Below are 15,198 nucleotides of genomic sequence, written 5' to 3'. Positions count from 1 at the left end.
GAGTCCAGACTAAAATAAGGACTACGGGGGCGGCAAGCTGAAGCCTGGACTAAAATTCGGAGGGTGGACGCGGTACAGGTGATAGCCGAACCCAGGCGGCGCGAGATCCTTCGGCTGATCTGGGAAGACGAGCTGTCCGCGGGCGACATCGCGGCCCGCTTCGAGGTCACTTTCGGTGCCGTCTCCCAGCACCTCAAGGTGTTGCGCGACACCGGCCTGGTGACGCTGCGCAAGGACGGGACCAAGCGGTTCTACCGGGCCGACCGGCAGGCGCTGGGTCCGCTCGCCGAGTACCTCCAGGCCATGTGGGGCACGAAGCTCGACACCCTGGCCCGGCTCGCCGAAGCAGCGGAGGCGGCCGGAGAAGCCGAACGGAACGGGACCCCCTCATGACGACCTCCTCGACGCCCGCCGACACCGTTGTCGTGGAGCGGCACATCGCGGCCCGCCCCGAGACCGTCTTCGGGTTCTTCACCGACCGCGACAAGTGGCTGTCCTGGATGGGCGCCGACGGCACGTTCTCCTTCGAGCCCGGCGGCGCGTACCGCACCCGGGTCACCGGCGAGAACACCGCCTCCGGGCGCTTCATCACCATCGACCCGCCCAAGCGGCTGGTCTTCAGCTGGGGCTGGGAGACCGGCCCCATGCCCGTCCCGCCCGGCTCCAGCACCGTGGAGATCACCCTGGAACCCGTCGACGGCGGCACCATGCTGCGACTGGTCCACAGCGGACTCCCGTCCCCCGAGGCCTGCGCCGCGCATGCCGAGGGCTGGCAGCACTACGTCGGCCGGCTGGCGGTACGGGCCGAAGGCGGCGACCCCGGCCCGGACGCCTGGATGCGGCCGCCCGCACGGTGACAGCAGGCCGCTCCACGGCCTCGGCCGGGCTCACCCGGATGGGTCCGGGGCAGTGGCCGGGTGGCCGGCCGCAACGGCCCTGGCCAGGGCTCGGCGCAGGGCAGCCTCGCTAGGGGCGTCGGAGACCGTCCCGGTCTCCGACGCCCCGGTACAGGCGGCATGACAGGCTCGGCTCGGTGCCGGGCCGCGGGAAGAGGTCCGCGCCGTCGAGCAGGATGGTGGGCGAACCGCACATACCGCGCCGTACGGCCTCCGCCGCGTCGGCCACCTCGACCAGCTCCACCCCGGCCGGGCGGGCGGCTGCGCGCCGGCGGTTTACGGGCGGGCCGGGGCCGGCGACGCCACCGCCGGGCGGTCAGCGGAAGTCCCGCCGCGGCGGGGGCAGCGTGCCGGGTGCCGGGGCGCGTTGCGGGGTGGCCTAGCATGGCGCGCGTGATGCGCCGCCTGCCGCTGCCGCTCCGGATGTGGTCCGGGGCGCTGCTGGTGTGCGCGCTTCTGCTGTGCCTGGCCGGGATCGCCCGGCCGGCGATGGCGATGCCCGGCCCGATGCCGGGCATGGACACGGGCGCCGCATCCGCTTCCGGTCAGATGCCCGGCATGGCCACCGCTCACGCGACACGGGCGACAACGTCCGGGAGCACGGATCACGGGACCCACTGCCCGATGGAGATGCAGCCGTGCGCGTCGCAGCAGGCCACCCCTGCCCCGGACGGTCCCTCCGCCCCGGCCTCGGCGGAGTTGCCCCGCGGGGAGAGCTGCCCCGCCGTCGCCGTCGTCATCCTGCCGAACGCTCCGCCGTCGGCACCTCCCCCTCCCGATTTGAACCGGTTGTGCGTGTCACGGACGTGATCGTCCGCCTGCCCGCGGGGCGTGCGCCCTGCGGGATGCGGTGAGACCCACGTTCTCTTCGGCATGCCCGCGCCCCGGCGCGGTGCGCTGCCGTCCAGCCCGATCGGGAGTTGTTGACGCATGTCGTCGTCCGTCGCTCTGCTCGTCACCGGTGTCTCCACCGGTCTGTTCGCCGGTGGTGCTTCCTGCGCCGCCGTACAAGGAGGGTTGCTGGCCGGCGCGGTGACCCGCCGCCGTGCCCCCGTTCCGGACCCGGCCGCCCGGCGGCCGACCCGTACCGCCTCGAAGGCCGAGAGCCGGTCCAAGGGTGCTCCTGCCGCTCTCCCCGGAGCATCGGCGGCCGAACGGCAGCCCTTGGCGCCCGTCGGGGCGTTCCTGTCGGGGAAGCTCCTCGCGCACACCCTCCTCGGCGCCCTGCTGGGCATCTTCGGCAACGCGATCCAGCCCAGCCCCCGTGTGCAGGCGGCACTGCTGCTGGCTGCCGGTGCGCTCATGGTGCTGTTCGCCCTGGACCTGTTCGGCGTCAAGGCCGTCGGGCGGCTCGTGCCGCGCCCCCCGGCCTCCCTGGGGCGGCTGCTGCGCCGCAGCGCCAAGACCGACTCGGTCGCCACCCCGGCGCTGATCGGCTCGGCGACCGTCCTGGTCCCGTGCGGGGTGACCCTCTCCATGGAGCTGCTGGCGGTCACCTCCGGCTCGCCCGTGGCGGGGGCGGCCGTCATGGCCGGGTTCGTGCTCGGCACGGCACCGCTGTTCGCCCTGCTCGGGTACCTCTTCCGGCGCGGTGCGCAGGCTCTGTCCGGCCGGTTGGCCGTCCTGACCGGTGTGGTGGTGCTGACCGTGGCCGTCTGGACGATGGGCTCCGCGCTCCAGGCCGGCGGCTGGGTGTCCTTCAGCGCACCGGCCGAGCCGGCCTCGGCCACCGGACCGTTCACCGTCGAGCAGGTCGAGGGAGGCGAGGAGGACGGTGAGCCGGCCTCCTCCGGAGGCGGTACCACGGCCGCCGACGTCCCGCCGGTACGCATCGACGCTTCGGGGAAGCAGGTCGTCACGCTCACCGTGACGGACTTCTACGAGCCCACCGGCTTCGCCGCGAAGGCCGGCGTGCCGACCACCCTCGTCCTGCACGGCAAGGATTCCGGCGGCTGCGCACGCGCGTTCACCATCCCCGAACTCGGCGTCCAGGAGATCGTCAAGCGTGACGGCGACACCGAGGTCGACCTGGGCACCCGCAAACCCGGCACCCTCCGCTTCTCCTGCGCCATGGGCATGCAGACCGGCGCCATCGACTTCCGGTAAGGACCTGGGACATGAAGCTGTTCAGCCGCAAGAAGAAGAACGAGGCCGCCACGGCGGACGGGCGGGTCGTGGAGCTGGTCGTCGAAGGCATGCACTGCTCCAGCTGCGGCCTGCTCATCGACGACGAGCTGGAGGAGATCGACGGCGTCCGCCGGGCCGGCACGGACGTCCGTACCGGACGCAGCCGGGTCCTGCTGGAGGAAGGTGCGGACGTGAATCCGGCGGTGCTCGTCGCTGCGGTCGAGGCCGCGGGTGACTACACCGCCCGTATCGCCATCGCCGATTGACGCGCGGGGGCCGCGTCCGAGGGGCCGGCCGGGTTCGGGCGGCCCCTCCCGGTGGCGGTCCCCGAGCACCGGGAGGGTCCCGTCTCCCGGGCCCGTGACCGGCCGCTGTGGACCGGAATCGCCCGGTGCCTCGCGAGGCCCGGCGGCGGCAGGAGCCGCTGCCGGGCCTCGCGGCGCGTTCACGGCACGACGGCTCAGGGGATGAGTCGTACGACCTGGGGGTCGTGGTCGCTGGCCTGGTCGGCGAACTCGCTGTTGACGTGGACGATGTCGTAGTCGTACGAGGTGAGTGCCGGGCTGGTGAGGATGTGGTCCAGGGCCTGGGAGTTGCCCTGGTACACGTACGTGTAACGCTCACCCGCGGGAAGGCTGTTCACGAGCGGTGTGAGGACGCCGCCGCCGGTCAGCGTGGACGTGGTGCCCGAGAACTCGAAGTCGTTGAGGTCGCCGAGGACCACCACGCGGGCCGTGGGCTGCACGGCGAGGATCTGCTTCACGAAGCCGTTCACCTGCGCGGCCTGCTGGCCGCGCTGGGTCTCCGAGGAGCGGGCCGGCGGCTGGAAGCGGGAGTGCAGGGGCTGGTCACCGCCCTTGGACGTGAAGTGGTTGGCGACGACGAACACGGTCTTTCCCTGGAAGGTGAACTCGCCGGCCAGCGGCTTGCGGCTGGCGTTCCAGGCGGCGTTGGTGGGGTTGATCCGGCCGGGGGAGACGGACAGGGCGGCGGTGCCGCCGTTGTTCACGACCGAGACGGCGGTGGTGGAGGTGCCGCCGGGGCGGTCGGTGAAGCCGACGCGGGCGGGGTTGTAGAGGAAGCCGACGCGGATGTTACCGCCGGGCTCGCCGCCGTCCTGGTCGTCGACCGGGTTGATCTGGCGGTAGGCGTACGCTGGGCCTCCCGCGGCGGAGATGGCGGCGATCAGCTTGGCGTACGTCTGGTCGGCGGCGACCACGCTGTTGTTGGTCGGACCGTTGTTGTCCTGGACCTCCTCCAGCGCCACGATGTCGGGGGAGGAGAGGTTGCCGACGATCCCGGCGGCGAGGCGGTCGAACTTGGCCTGCGGGTCGGTGGGGTCGAGGTTCTCGACGTTGTAGGTGGCCACGGCCAGCTCGGCGGCGGTCTGCGCGCGGGTGGTCTCGGGCGCGAGCGCGCGGTCGGTGAGGGCGCCCAGGGTGGTGGCCTGGATGCCGTAGCCGCCGAAGTTGTCGTAGTCGAGCGGGCCGGCCGTGGTGCCGCTGAGTACATCGCCGACGTCGGCCACCGGGAAGGCCGAGGCCAGCAGCGACTCGATCTTGACGCGGCCGGTGTTCTGGGAGGCGTACGAACCGTAGACGGTGCCGCCCCGGGGGCTGGGGTGTTCGCCCGGATCGGCGGTGGCGAAGAGCTCGTTGAAGCTGTTGGAGGCGCCCACGACCCGGGCGTCGGCCACCTGGACGCGCATGCCTTCGAGGGACTCGTAGAAGTCGAGCGCGTACGTCGACGGGGCGAGGGCCAGGCCCTCGATCGAGCCGCCGCCGGCGTCGGGGGCGTAGGTGTCCGGAATGGATGCGGCGTTCAGGGTGACCGGCGTGGGCAGAGGGTTGCCGGTGGAGGCGGTGGAGGTGATCTCCGGCTGGGTGAGCTGGGTGACGGACTGCCCGCCCTCGGCCGACCCGCCGGGGTAGAACTCGCTGACCTTGGCCTTGACCGTGACCTTGTTGCCGACCTTGGTGGAGGGCGTGGTGGAGCCGGTGTACGCGAAGACGGCATCGCTGGTCGCCGGGTTGCCGTCGCCGGCCTGGTCCTGGATCCAGTAGCCCCGGGAGCTGCCGGTGGAGCGGATGGCGGTGACGATGCCGGTGACCGTCACCTCCTGGCCGTTGTACGGGGAGATCCGCTTGCTGCCCTGGAGGGCGCTGATGGTGACGGCGGCGGCGTGCGCCGTCGAGGGCAGAGCGAGCAGGCCGGCGGTGAGGGTGCCCGTGGCGGCGGCGGTCGTGGCGAGCAGCCGGATGCGGGACCGTTTGGTGGATATGTGACGGGAGGTCATGGAGGTGCCTTTCGCGAGCGGTGGTGGACGGATCGCGTGCGACGCACCGGCGTCTGGGGCAACGAGACTCGGTGGCAGGGCAGTTGTAGTGGCGGTGGGTTGCGCTCCGGGAACCGGAAGGTGTTCCACGCGTGTCGGCTCTACGCGCGTTGCACAGTGTGCGGGTTGCGGCTTGTTCCGGCCACCCCTCTGACGGGGGTCGGCGAGCGAGCGGCGCGCGCGGGCGGGCAGACCCGGGCCGACTGCCTCGGTCTGCCTGACCGCTCCGACAAGTCGGCGTCAGGACGGGAACTGCGGGCCGTGTGGCTGTCTTGTGCGGGTGAGGGCCAGGAGCGCGGGGACGGCCAGGAGGAGTGCGAGGGCGGCGAACCCGTAGGCGAGGGTGGCGATGGTGGCGACGGCGGCGACGAGGAGGGGGCCGCCCGCGTCGCCGAGTTCGCGGCCGAGTTCGGCGGCTCCCATGGTCTGACCGAGTCGTTCGGGCGGGGTGCTCGCGGCCAGGGCGGCGAAGCCGAGCGGGGTGATCAGGCCGGTCCCGCATCCGATGACCGCGGCAGCGGCCAGGACCCCGCCGGGCCCGGGCAGCGTGGCCGCCCCCAGGCCCGCCGCGGTGACGAGCAGCCCGGCGCCGAGGCCGGTACGGGTGGTCAGACGTCCGGCGTCGAGGGCGCGTCCGGCCTTGGGCTGGACGAAGGCGGCGGTCGCGGCCAGGACGGATACGGCGGCTCCGGTGGCGACCGTCCCCAGCCCGGCGGCGGCGCCGGAGACGGGCAGGAAGCCGACGCCGACGGAGAGGGCGGCGGTGGCGGCGGCGAGCGCGGCGGTGGGGGCCAGGAAGGAACGCTCGGTCAGGCGCCGGGCGAGGTCGGCCAGGGTCTGCCGGGACTTCGGCAGCGGCGGCACGGCGGGCACGGCGAGCGCGGCCCATACGGCGACGACCGCCGCGCAGGCGGCCATCACGGCGAAGAGCAGGCTCAGTCCGCCGGCCCACACCAGGACGCCGCCGAGGAGGGGGCCGAGGGTGTAGCCGATGGACTTGTAGAAGCCGTAGGAGCCGAAGGCGCGGCCGTGCTTGGCGGCCGGATTGAGTCGGGCGACCAGCGCGGAGGCGGAGGGGGAGAAGGCGGAGGCGGCGGCGCCCTGGCCGAGGCGGGCGGCCCACAGCCAGCCGGGGCTGTCGGCGATCACGTACAGCAGCGAGGCGGCGGCGAAGGCGATCAGGCCGCCGAGGAGAACGGGCTTGGCACCGATCCGGTCGGCGAGGGTGCCGAAGACGGGTTTGAGGACGACCTCGGCGCCGTCGTAGAGGGCGAGCAGACCGCCCAGGACGAGCAGGGAGGTGACCGCGTCGTCGGTGTCGCTGCCGAGGGTCGCGGCGATGCCGTGGGCGCCGAACGCGGTGGTGAACCCCGCCGCGTAGAGCGGCCACATGGATCGCCCGGGGGCAATCGCCTGCTGCGGCTGGGGCCCGGTCATGCGATGGGCTCCTCGCCCGTGGCGTGCAGGGCGGCGAAGACGCGCTCGGCGCAGTCCTCGCAGACGGCGGTGCAGTGCTTGAGCCGTTGGCCGGCCTCGGCCGCTTCCGGGGATCCGAACACGTCGCGCGCCGTCAGGTCGCGGTGCCAACGGCGCAGCCGCTCCAGCCTCTGCTCCTCTTCCTCCGGTTCCGCCAGGATGAACTCGGCGATCCGGATTTCCTTGGCGATCTCCGGCCCGAACTTCTCGCAGTCGGCCGGGAACTCGCTCCAGTCCGCTGACCGGGCCGCCGCGAACCGTTCCTGGAGCCGGGCGGCGTCGGCGGCGCTGCGTCCGGCCGCCACCAGGGCCGTCGCCTCGCCCCCGGCGCGCCGGGTCAGTTCGATCGCGCGGGCGATGCCGTCGGCGAAGACGGGGACGTCGGGCACCGACCAGACACCCTGCCCGATCGGGACCGCGCCGACCCGACGAAGCTCGCGCCCGACCGCGACACGGTGTTCGGGCGGTTGGGCAGGCACCTTCACCACCAACGGCAGCCGGCGCAGCTGCGCCCCGTCGTCGACTGTCACGCTCATGAACGTAGCGACTGTCACATCAACTCCTGCGTCCGGGACGACAGAGTGATGATCCAGGGTTTCGTGAATCCAGGATTCGCTGTACCGTCGAAGTGTGCTCACCACAGCCAACGAGATCGACGTCCTGACCCGCTTCGGCCGCGCACTCGCCGACCCCATCCGCTGCCGGATCCTCCTCGCCCTGCGGGAGGCGCCGGCCTACCCTTCCGACCTCGCGGATTCGCTATGCGTCTCCCGGACCCGTCTGTCCAACCACCTGACGTGCCTGCGGGACTGCGGTCTCGTCGTCACCGTGCCGGACGGCCGCCGGACCCGGTACGAGCTCGTCGACGAGCGCCTCGGCCACGCGCTGGACGACCTGCGCCAGGCCGTGGTCGCGGTCGAGAACGACCAGACCTGTCCCGACGCGGAGGCGAAGGGCTGCTGCTGATGGCCTCCATATCCATCGGGCCGTCCCCGGCCCGCCGTGACGCGCTCGCCAAGCGGATACGCCTCCTCGTCGCCGCGACCATCACCTACAACGTCATCGAAGCGATCGTCGCGCTCACCGCCGGGACGATCGCCTCCTCCACGGCCCTGATCGGCTTCGGGCTCGACTCCGTCATCGAGGTCTCCTCCGCCGCCGCCGTCGCCTGGCAGTTCTCCGCCCGCGACCACGACGTGCGGCAGGCCCGTGAGAAGACCACCCTGCGGATCATCGCCGTCTCCTTCTTCGCCCTCGCCGCCTACGTCACCTTCGACGCCGTCCGCGCCCTGACCGGCACCGGAGAGGCCGACCGCTCGATCCCCGGCATCGTCATCGCCGCGCTGTCTCTGGCGATCATGCCGTTCCTCTCCGCCGCACAGCGGCGCACCGGGCGCGAACTCGGATCCGCCAGCGCGGTCGCGGACTCCAAGCAGACCCTGCTGTGCACCTACCTCTCCGCCGTCCTGCTCGTCGGCCTGGTCCTCAACGCCACGCTCGGCTGGTCCTGGGCCGACCCGATCGCCGCGCTGGTCATCGCAGCCATCGCAGTCAAAGAAGGCCGCGACGCCTGGCAGGGCAAGGGCTGCTGCGCCGTACCCGCGACGACTGCCATGGCAGGCCCCGCGGAAGCGGCCGATGCGTGCGGCTGCCGCACGGGGTGCTCCTGCTGCTGAGGATCAGCGTGCCGTCCGCTCCACCAGGCCGCCGCAGCAGGCCTGCGCGGACGGCGCGGATGCCGCGGCCGCGGGCTTGACGGCCCGGACGACGGCGGAGTGCACGCCGTCGGCGACGGAGTGGGTCGGGGTGATCTCGATGTCGGTGAACCCGGCGGCCTCGAGCCCGCGGCGGTACTCGCCGAAGGAGAGGGCGCCGGCGATGCATCCGACGTGATCGCCGCGCTCGGCACGCTGTTCCGGAGTGAGCGCGTCCGCGGCGACGACGTCAAAGACGCCGATCCGGCCGCCGGGCTTGAGAACGCGGAACGTCTCGGCGAAGACGGCCGGCTTGTCGGTGGACAGGTTGATCACGCAGTTCGAGATCACGACGTCGATCGTCGCGGCGGGCAGGGGGACGGACTCGATGGTGCCCTTGAGGAACTCCACGTTCGTCGCGCCGGCCTTCGCGGCGTTGGCCAGGGCAAGAGCGAGCATCTCCTCGGTCATGTCCAGGCCGAAGGCCCTGCCGGTGGGGCCGACCCGGCGCGCGGCGAGGAGGACGTCGATACCGCCGCCGGACCCGAGGTCCAGGACGCGCTCGCCCTCCTTCAGGTCGGCGACCGCGATGGGATTTCCGCAGCCGAGGGAAGCGGCGACGGCCTCGGCCGGCAGTGTCGCGCGCTCGTCGGCGGCGTAGAGCGCCGACCCGAAGTTCTCGTCGACCTCGACGGGTTCGGGCCCGCAACAGGCGGTTCCGCCCTCGGTGACCTGCGCGGCCGCTGCGGCGTAGCGGCGGCGGACGGTCTCGCGCAACTGGCCGGACTGCTCGCTCATGACGATGACTCCCCAAGGGGCGGCACCCTTGCCGGCGAAAGCAGGAAGGGGCCGTATTGATGTTCTTCAACGCAAGCTTGCGCCGTGGATCGAAGAACGTCAACATAGAGGCATGTCGAAACAAGAGCTCGGACCGCCCGGCGGCCAGGACGTCGACGGCTGCTGCGGTCGGCTGGCGGCGGCCCCGCTGGACGAGGACCGGGCGGCCGAGCTGGCAAAGGTGTTCAAGGCCCTGGGCGACCCGGTCCGGCTGCGCCTGCTGTCGATGATCGCCTCCCGGGACGGGGGCGAGGTCTGCGTGTGCGAGCTGACGCCGGCCTTCGAGCTGTCCCAGCCGACGATCTCCCACCACCTCAAGCTGCTTCGGCAGGCCGGCCTGGTCGACTGCGAACGCCGCGGCACCTGGGTCTACTACTGGGCCCTGCCCGCAGCCCTGGAACGGCTCGCCACCGTGCTCAAGGCCCCGGAGGCCGCAGAGGTGACCGCATGAGCGACCACCCGGCGCCGCTGAGACGCCGCGCGGCGGCCGAGGCCCTGGGAACGGCCCTGCTGGTGGCGGTCGTGGTGGGATCCGGCATCCAGGCCACCGAGCTGTCGAAGGACGTCGGTCTCCAGTTGCTCGCCAACTGCCTGGCGACCGTGTTCGGGCTCGGGGTGCTGATCACGGTGTTCGGCCCGGTCTCCGGACCCCGCAGGGCAGGGCGTCGCCGCCGTCCGGCCCATCCGCGACCGGATCCAGGAACGCGTTCGCGGGCTTCTCGAGGAACTCGGGTGTTCGCCATCCGGTCGCACGTCCGGTCCGTGACCGGGAGGCCGTGGCGCTGAAGGCCGGCGGCGCGGGGGGCGGTGCCGGCGGCGGTGTTTCAGTCGGGGCCGGACCAGTCGAAGGTGATCGTCTTGCTGGACTGGCCGGTGCGGTCCCAGGCGAAGCCGAAGGCGTCGGCCCGGTCGGTGGTGGCGCGGCCCCAGGTCGCGAGCTGGCCGGGGCCGGTTTCGCAGCCGGGGAGATTGGTCGACTGGACGCGGGCGCCGTCCGGGGTGGTGGGGCCGGTGAGTGCCTCGGCGCGAGCCTCGAGCCGCCCGGGGACGCCGGCGCGCCAGGTGGCCAGGTCCTCGTCGATCTCCACCTCGATGGGCGCGAAGTCCATGCCCCGTACCTCGAAGGCTCCGATGCTCACCAGCTGGGCGGGCCAGCTGCCGGCCTGCCCGCTGAAGATCATTTGCAGGGCCTGGCGCTGTCCGTCGTCGGCTCGCTCGTCGAAGATGAACGCCGCGTACGAATCCGAGTGCTCCGCCCAGACGTTGCCGACGAACGAGCCGAGCATCACCATGTTCAGGCCGTCCAGCCGGACATCTCCGTAGTTGCCCTCGCGTATGTGCCACACCAGGATGCCTTCGCAGTCACCGCTGGTCGGAGGCTGGGCGAACGAGCACGGGCACGGAATATTGCACTTGCACACGTCGAACCAGTCGCCCGCCAGGCGCCAGGCAGGGACGGCGGCCTCTGCTGCCTGCGTCATCGCTCTCACTCCTCACACAGCCATGGCCGCAGGTCGCGGGAGCGGTGCGTCGGACCCGGCGACCCGCGTCGTCCAGCCGCGCCCGGCGGCCGGGACGGGTCGGTCCCCTTCCTCCATCTCCATCGTGCGCTCGCGCTGCCGGGGCAGCCACTGGCGGGAGTGTTGCCGTCGCCGGGATCCGTGCTGTGCTGGAAGGGTCCGAAGGGAATGCCTCATGCGTACGATCCGTGGTCAGGGCACGATGGACCATCCGTTGCGGCGGGGAGTGCTGCTGCCGGCCCGGGACCTCGCCGTGGCCTGGTCGATCATCGTCCTGATCGCGGCCCTGGCCTGGGTGCTCACCGTCGACCAGGCCCTGGGCATGGGGATCGGGCCCGGCACGATGGGGATGGAGCTGCCGCTGTTCCTCCCGCTGTGGCTGGCGATGATGGCGGCGATGATGCTGCCCTCCGTCGCCCCCGTAGCGGTGACCTGGGCAAAGGGGATCATCCGCCGGTCCGGCGGTGTCACGCGTGCGCTGCGCACCGGCGAGTTCCTCGCCGGCTACCTGATCGCGTGGACCGCGTTCGGCCTGCTCGCGTACGGCGGGCTGGCGCTCACGGGCAGTCTGGTCGACCGGCACCCGGACGCCGGGAGGTGGATCGGGGCGTCCGCCTTCGCGCTGGCCGGGCTGTACCAGCTGGGTCCCCTCAAGGACGTCTGCCTGCGGCACTGCCGCAGTCCGATGGCCCAGCTGATCCGGTACGCCTCGTACCGGCCGCCGCTGCGTGACCTGCGGGTGGGGCTGCACCACGGCGCGTACTGCGTCGGATGCTGCTGGGCCCTGATGGTCGTGCTGATCCCCCTGGGCGTCATGAACATCGCGGCGATGGCTGGGGTGGCGACGCTGATCTTCCTGGAGAAGCTCTGGTACCGGGGGCCGCAGCTGGCCCGGGTGGCCGGCGTCGCGTTCCTGCTGCTGGCCGGGCTGGCGATCTTCCAGGACTGGCTGCTGCCGGGTCTGCAGAGTTCGATGACGCCGATGTGACCCGGCCTCCCGCCCGCCGCACGGCACGGCGGGAGTTCGCGCCCACGGCGCCCGGCCCGCGGACGTCGAGCGCCGTGTGTGGACCGTGGTGTCATCCCGCCGCGGTGAGTTCGCCGCTGAGGGTGTCGTGCAGCTTCGAGCTGGGCCCGTTGAGGCCCGTGATCTCGACGGTCTTGCCGCGCTGGGCGTAGCGGTGCTCGATCGCGTCGAGCGCCGCCACCGAGGAGGCGTCCCAGATGTGGGCGGCGGAGAGGTCGATGACGATCCTGCCGGGGTCGCCGGCGTAGTCGAAGCGGCCGACGAGTTCGTTGGAGGAGGCGAAGAACAGCTGGCCGGTGACGGCGTAGACGACCTGGCTGCCGTCGGGGTCGGTGACCGCGGTGACGTCGGTGAGCCGGGCGACGCGCCTGGCGAAGACGACCATCGCCGTCACGGACCCCGTGACGACTCCGACGGCGAGGTTGTGGGTGGCGACGACGCACGCCACGGTGACCGCCATGACGGTGATCTCGCCCGCGGGCATCCGCTTCAGCGTCCCGGGCGCCACGGAGTGCCAGTCGAACGTCGCGAAGCAGACCATGACCATGACGGCGACCAGGGCGGCCATCGGGATGTCGGAGACGACCGGGCCGAAGGCGATGCACAACACCATCAGGAACACGCCGGCGAGGAAGGTGGACAGGCGGGTCCGGGCGCCGGAGACCTTCACGTTGATCATGGTCTGGCCGATCATGGCGCAGCCGCCCATGCCGCCGAAGAAGCCGGTGACGATGTTGGCGATGCCCTGCCCGACGGCCTCCCGGGTCTTCGACGAGCGGGTGTCGGTGATCTCGTCGACGAGCTGTGCCGTCATCAGGGACTCCATCAGCCCGACGAGTGCCATGGCGAAGGCGTACGGGGCGACGGTGGCCAGGGTGTCGAGCGTGAAGGGTACGTCGGGCAGTCCGGGGACGGGCAGCGCGGACGGCAGCGCACCCTCGTCGCCGACGGTCGGCACGGCGATGCCCGCGGCGACGGTGATCACCGTGAGGATCACGATCGAGACCAGCGGAGCCGGGACCGCCGTGGTGATCCTCGGGAAGAGGACCATGAGGGTCAGACCGGCGGCGAAGAGCGGGTACACGGCCCACGGCACGTTCCGCAGCTGGGGCACCTGGGCCATGAACACAAGGATCGCGAGGGAGTTGACGAATCCGACCATCACCGAGCGCGGGATGAACCGCATCAGCTTGCCGACGCCCAGCGCGCCCAGCGCGATCTGGAGGCCCCCGGCCAGGATGACGGCGGCCACCAGGTACCCGAAGCCGTGCTCCCGGTTGAGCGGGGCGATGACCAGGGCGACCGCCCCCGTCGCGGCGGAGATCATCGCGGGCCGGCCGCCGACCACGGCGATCGTGACGGCCATGGTGAAGGAGGCGAACAGCCCGATCGCCGGGTCCACCCCGGCGATGATCGAGAAGGAGATGGCCTCCGGGATCAGCGCGAGCGCGACCACCAGGCCGGCCAGCACCTCTGTGCGCAGCACCTTCGGTGAAAGCCAGGACGGGCGGAAGGAGCGCAGCCGGGCGGCTGCGGAAACGGCGGAGTGGGGCAAGGCGGGCAGACCTGTCGGGCGGGCACACCGCCGGCGGGCGGGCGTACGGGGGCGGGGACGATCCCCCACGGTACCGGCGCCGCGCCCGGGCCGATCGTGGTCCCCCGCCCGGCGGTGGGGGCATGACGTACGACGAAGGTCCGGCCCGGCGGATCCGGGAGCAGCTCGGCGCACGGCCGGACGTCACCGGGAACCGAGGGTGTGCGGCCGGGGCTCGGTGCGGTCCTCGCCCCGCTGCGCCCTGACCCGGCGTCGGACCCGGGCCATCACCAGGACGAGCGCGGTCGTGGCACCGTACGCGAGGTTGCTCAGCGCCGGCGGGTAGCCGAGGGAGGGGGCGAGGACGTAGACGGCGGCGCCCGCGAGCGCGATGCCCAGCCATTCCCAGCGTCCGTCGAGGGCGACGAGTGCGACCAGGAGGAGGGCGTACCAGGAGTAGCCGGGCGTAAGGAGGACGAACGCCCAGCCGGTCACGGTGAGGGCGCCGCTCCACGGGCGCCCCGGGTCCCCGCGCCACATCACCCACAGGGAGATGCCGGCGATGACGGCGGCCAGTACGGGGAACGCCCAGGAGTCGGGCAGGACCAGGCGCAGGAGTGAGTAGCGCGACCCGGCCGAGGCGTCCTCGTAGCCCTCCTCCTGTACGTAGCCGCCGAGGTAGCCGAAGACCGACTCGTGCGAGAGGAGGACGTAGGGGAGGTAGGCGAGTACGACGAAGGCGGCGGCCGGCAACAGCACGGCGGCCGCGTCGCGGACGCGCCGGACCCCGGCCAGGGCGCCGGGGAGAACGACGGCCGGCATCAGCTTGGTGGCGATGGCGGCGCCGATCAGCGCGCCGCCCGCCGCCCGCCGGTTCAGGGAGCGGGAGGCGACGAGGCCGAGTCCGGCGACTGCGAGGAGCACGCCCAGGACGTCGATGTGGGCGTTGTTGACGGCCTCGATGGGCACGGCCGGACACCAGGCCCAGTAGGCGGCCTTGCGGAGGTCGTCGCCGCGTCGTCGGAGGATCAGCAGGAGCGTGCCCGTGACGCCGAGGGAGATCAGGGCGCCGCCGGTCTGGAGCGGCTTGTGCCGGGCGCCGGTGGGGGAGAGCCGGTCGACGGCCAGGAAGTACGCCTCGGCGACGGGCGGGTAGATCGTGTGGACGGCGGGCCGGTTGATGCGGGTGCAGTGCCGGGTGCCTCCGGCGGACGGGACGCGGGCCAGGTCGGGGCCCGCGCAGGCGGTGCCGGTGGGGAAGAGCCAGGGGTCGCGCAGCCGGGCGAGCGCCGGGTCCTGAGGGGTGTGGTCGTACGGGGAGACCCCGGCGGACTGGACGCGGCCGTCCCAGGCGTAGCGGAAGGAGTCGGTGCTGGTCCGCGGCGGCCCGGCCAGCCCGGTCAGCGTGACGGCCACGGCCCCCGCCACGATCAGCGGTGCGACATGGCGGCCCGGGACCCGTCGCAGCGCCCGGAGGGCCACGGCGAAGAGCGCCCAGCCGGCCGCGTACCACCGGAACAGGCCGTCGGGATCGCTGAAGTAGCCCCCGTACCGGACGGTGAGGACGAGGACCGCCGTGAGCGCCGACAGGGCCAGTGCGGTGGCGAGGAGCGCGGTGCGAGGGGTGACGGAGCCAAGGGGTTTCACCTGCGGAAGCGTTCCAGGAATCGGCGTCCGAAGGGGGTCGGCGCCGTGGGCGTCCGTGTTTCGTAAGGTGTTCCGGCCGCCTGCGCGGGCCTCGCCGGAGGTGTG

The 15,198-nt window shown here is 72.5% G+C and carries 16 protein-coding genes and 1 pseudogene; 9 read left to right on the top strand and 8 right to left on the bottom strand.

The window, feature by feature from the left end; all coding sequences use genetic code 11:
- The first annotated feature begins 63 nt into the window (after nt 1-63).
- Both AC067U_RS01050 and AC067U_RS01045 read left to right on the top strand, forming a co-directional pair.
- Nucleotides 64-393 (top strand): ArsR/SmtB family transcription factor, encoded by a 330-nt coding sequence (locus AC067U_RS01050; RefSeq protein WP_478827489.1) that lies wholly within the window; start codon nt 64-66, stop codon nt 391-393.
- The gene (locus AC067U_RS01045; RefSeq protein WP_478827488.1) at nt 390-857 is read left to right on the top strand and encodes an SRPBCC family protein; all 468 of its coding nucleotides are present in this window, start codon (nt 390-392) and stop codon (nt 855-857) included. Before AC067U_RS01050 ends, AC067U_RS01045 begins: the two co-directional genes overlap by 4 nt.
- A gap of 644 nt (nt 858-1,501) precedes the next feature.
- Here AC067U_RS01045 and AC067U_RS01040 read toward each other — a convergent pair.
- The gene (locus tag AC067U_RS01040) at nt 1,502-1,636 is read right to left on the bottom strand and encodes a hypothetical protein (RefSeq protein ID WP_478827487.1); all 135 of its coding nucleotides are present in this window, start codon (nt 1,634-1,636) and stop codon (nt 1,502-1,504) included.
- Nucleotides 1,637-1,826: 190 nt separating this feature from the next.
- Here AC067U_RS01040 and AC067U_RS01035 point away from each other — a divergent pair, with 190 nt between their 5' ends.
- Nucleotides 1,827-3,002, top strand: a complete 1,176-nt coding sequence (locus tag AC067U_RS01035; protein WP_478827486.1) for an urease accessory protein UreH domain-containing protein — start codon at nt 1,827-1,829, stop codon at nt 3,000-3,002.
- 11 nt (nt 3,003-3,013) lie between these two features.
- On the top strand, nt 3,014-3,289 hold the full coding sequence (locus tag AC067U_RS01030; protein ID WP_478827485.1) for a cation transporter: 276 nt from the start codon (nt 3,014-3,016) through the stop codon (nt 3,287-3,289).
- Nucleotides 3,290-3,483: 194 nt separating this feature from the next.
- Here AC067U_RS01030 and AC067U_RS01025 read toward each other — a convergent pair whose 3' ends face one another.
- The 3 genes from AC067U_RS01025 to AC067U_RS01015 all read right to left on the bottom strand — a co-directional run bounded on the left by AC067U_RS01025 (nt 3,484) and on the right by AC067U_RS01015 (nt 7,370).
- On the bottom strand, nt 3,484-5,319 hold the full coding sequence (locus AC067U_RS01025; protein WP_478827484.1) for an endonuclease/exonuclease/phosphatase family protein: 1,836 nt from the start codon (nt 5,317-5,319) through the stop codon (nt 3,484-3,486).
- 279 nt (nt 5,320-5,598) lie between these two features.
- A complete protein-coding gene (locus tag AC067U_RS01020; RefSeq protein WP_478827483.1) occupies nt 5,599-6,795 on the bottom strand; it encodes an MFS transporter in 1,197 nt (398 codons plus the stop codon).
- Nucleotides 6,792-7,370, bottom strand: a complete 579-nt coding sequence (locus tag AC067U_RS01015; protein WP_478827482.1) for a Chromate resistance protein ChrB — start codon at nt 7,368-7,370, stop codon at nt 6,792-6,794. Before AC067U_RS01015 ends, AC067U_RS01020 begins: the two co-directional genes overlap by 4 nt.
- 94 nt (nt 7,371-7,464) lie before the next feature.
- On the opposite strand from AC067U_RS01015, the gene AC067U_RS01010 reads away from it, so the two are divergent.
- Nucleotides 7,465-7,800, top strand: a complete 336-nt coding sequence (locus tag AC067U_RS01010) for an ArsR/SmtB family transcription factor (RefSeq protein ID WP_478827481.1) — start codon at nt 7,465-7,467, stop codon at nt 7,798-7,800.
- On the top strand, nt 7,800-8,510 hold the full coding sequence (locus AC067U_RS01005) for a cation efflux transmembrane domain-containing protein (protein WP_478827480.1): 711 nt from the start codon (nt 7,800-7,802) through the stop codon (nt 8,508-8,510). The genes AC067U_RS01010 and AC067U_RS01005 overlap by 1 nt, the downstream gene beginning before the upstream one ends.
- A gap of 3 nt (nt 8,511-8,513) precedes the next feature.
- Here AC067U_RS01005 and arsM read toward each other — a convergent pair whose 3' ends face one another.
- Nucleotides 8,514-9,326, bottom strand: a complete 813-nt coding sequence (gene arsM / locus AC067U_RS01000) for an arsenite methyltransferase (protein WP_478827479.1) — start codon at nt 9,324-9,326, stop codon at nt 8,514-8,516.
- Nucleotides 9,327-9,438: 112 nt separating this feature from the next.
- On the opposite strand from arsM, the gene AC067U_RS00995 reads away from it, so the two are divergent.
- Together AC067U_RS00995 and AC067U_RS00990 are read left to right on the top strand one after the other, a co-directional pair.
- Nucleotides 9,439-9,816, top strand: coding sequence for an ArsR/SmtB family transcription factor (locus AC067U_RS00995; protein WP_478827478.1), 378 nt, complete (start codon nt 9,439-9,441; stop codon nt 9,814-9,816).
- Nucleotides 9,813-10,013: pseudogene (locus AC067U_RS00990) on the top strand (aquaporin); the annotation flags it as partial. The gene AC067U_RS00995 and the pseudogene AC067U_RS00990, both read left to right, overlap by 4 nt.
- A gap of 176 nt (nt 10,014-10,189) precedes the next feature.
- Here the strand turns inward: AC067U_RS00990 and AC067U_RS00985 are convergent.
- Entirely contained in the window at nt 10,190-10,846 is a 657-nt protein-coding gene (locus AC067U_RS00985) for a DUF1326 domain-containing protein (RefSeq protein ID WP_478827477.1), read from the bottom strand.
- 214 nt (nt 10,847-11,060) lie between these two features.
- On the opposite strand from AC067U_RS00985, the gene AC067U_RS00980 reads away from it, so the two are divergent.
- Nucleotides 11,061-11,873 carry a DUF2182 domain-containing protein gene (locus tag AC067U_RS00980; RefSeq protein ID WP_478827476.1) on the top strand — a complete coding sequence of 271 codons (813 nt, stop codon included), beginning with the start codon at nt 11,061-11,063 and terminating at the stop codon, nt 11,871-11,873.
- Between the two features lie 91 nt (nt 11,874-11,964).
- Here AC067U_RS00980 and AC067U_RS00975 read toward each other — a convergent pair whose 3' ends face one another.
- Both AC067U_RS00975 and AC067U_RS00970 read right to left on the bottom strand, forming a co-directional pair.
- Nucleotides 11,965-13,467 (bottom strand): SulP family inorganic anion transporter, encoded by a 1,503-nt coding sequence (locus tag AC067U_RS00975; RefSeq protein ID WP_478827475.1) that lies wholly within the window; start codon nt 13,465-13,467, stop codon nt 11,965-11,967.
- A 183-nt stretch (nt 13,468-13,650) separates the two neighbouring features.
- Nucleotides 13,651-15,093, bottom strand: a complete 1,443-nt coding sequence (locus tag AC067U_RS00970; protein WP_478827474.1) for a glycosyltransferase 87 family protein — start codon at nt 15,091-15,093, stop codon at nt 13,651-13,653.
- Nucleotides 15,094-15,198: the final 105 nt, after the last annotated feature.

Source organism: Streptomyces sp. NPDC043853 (assembly GCF_056436025.1).
Note: the sequence above shows the minus strand (reverse complement) of the source record. Positions and strands in the feature narration are given on the sequence as shown.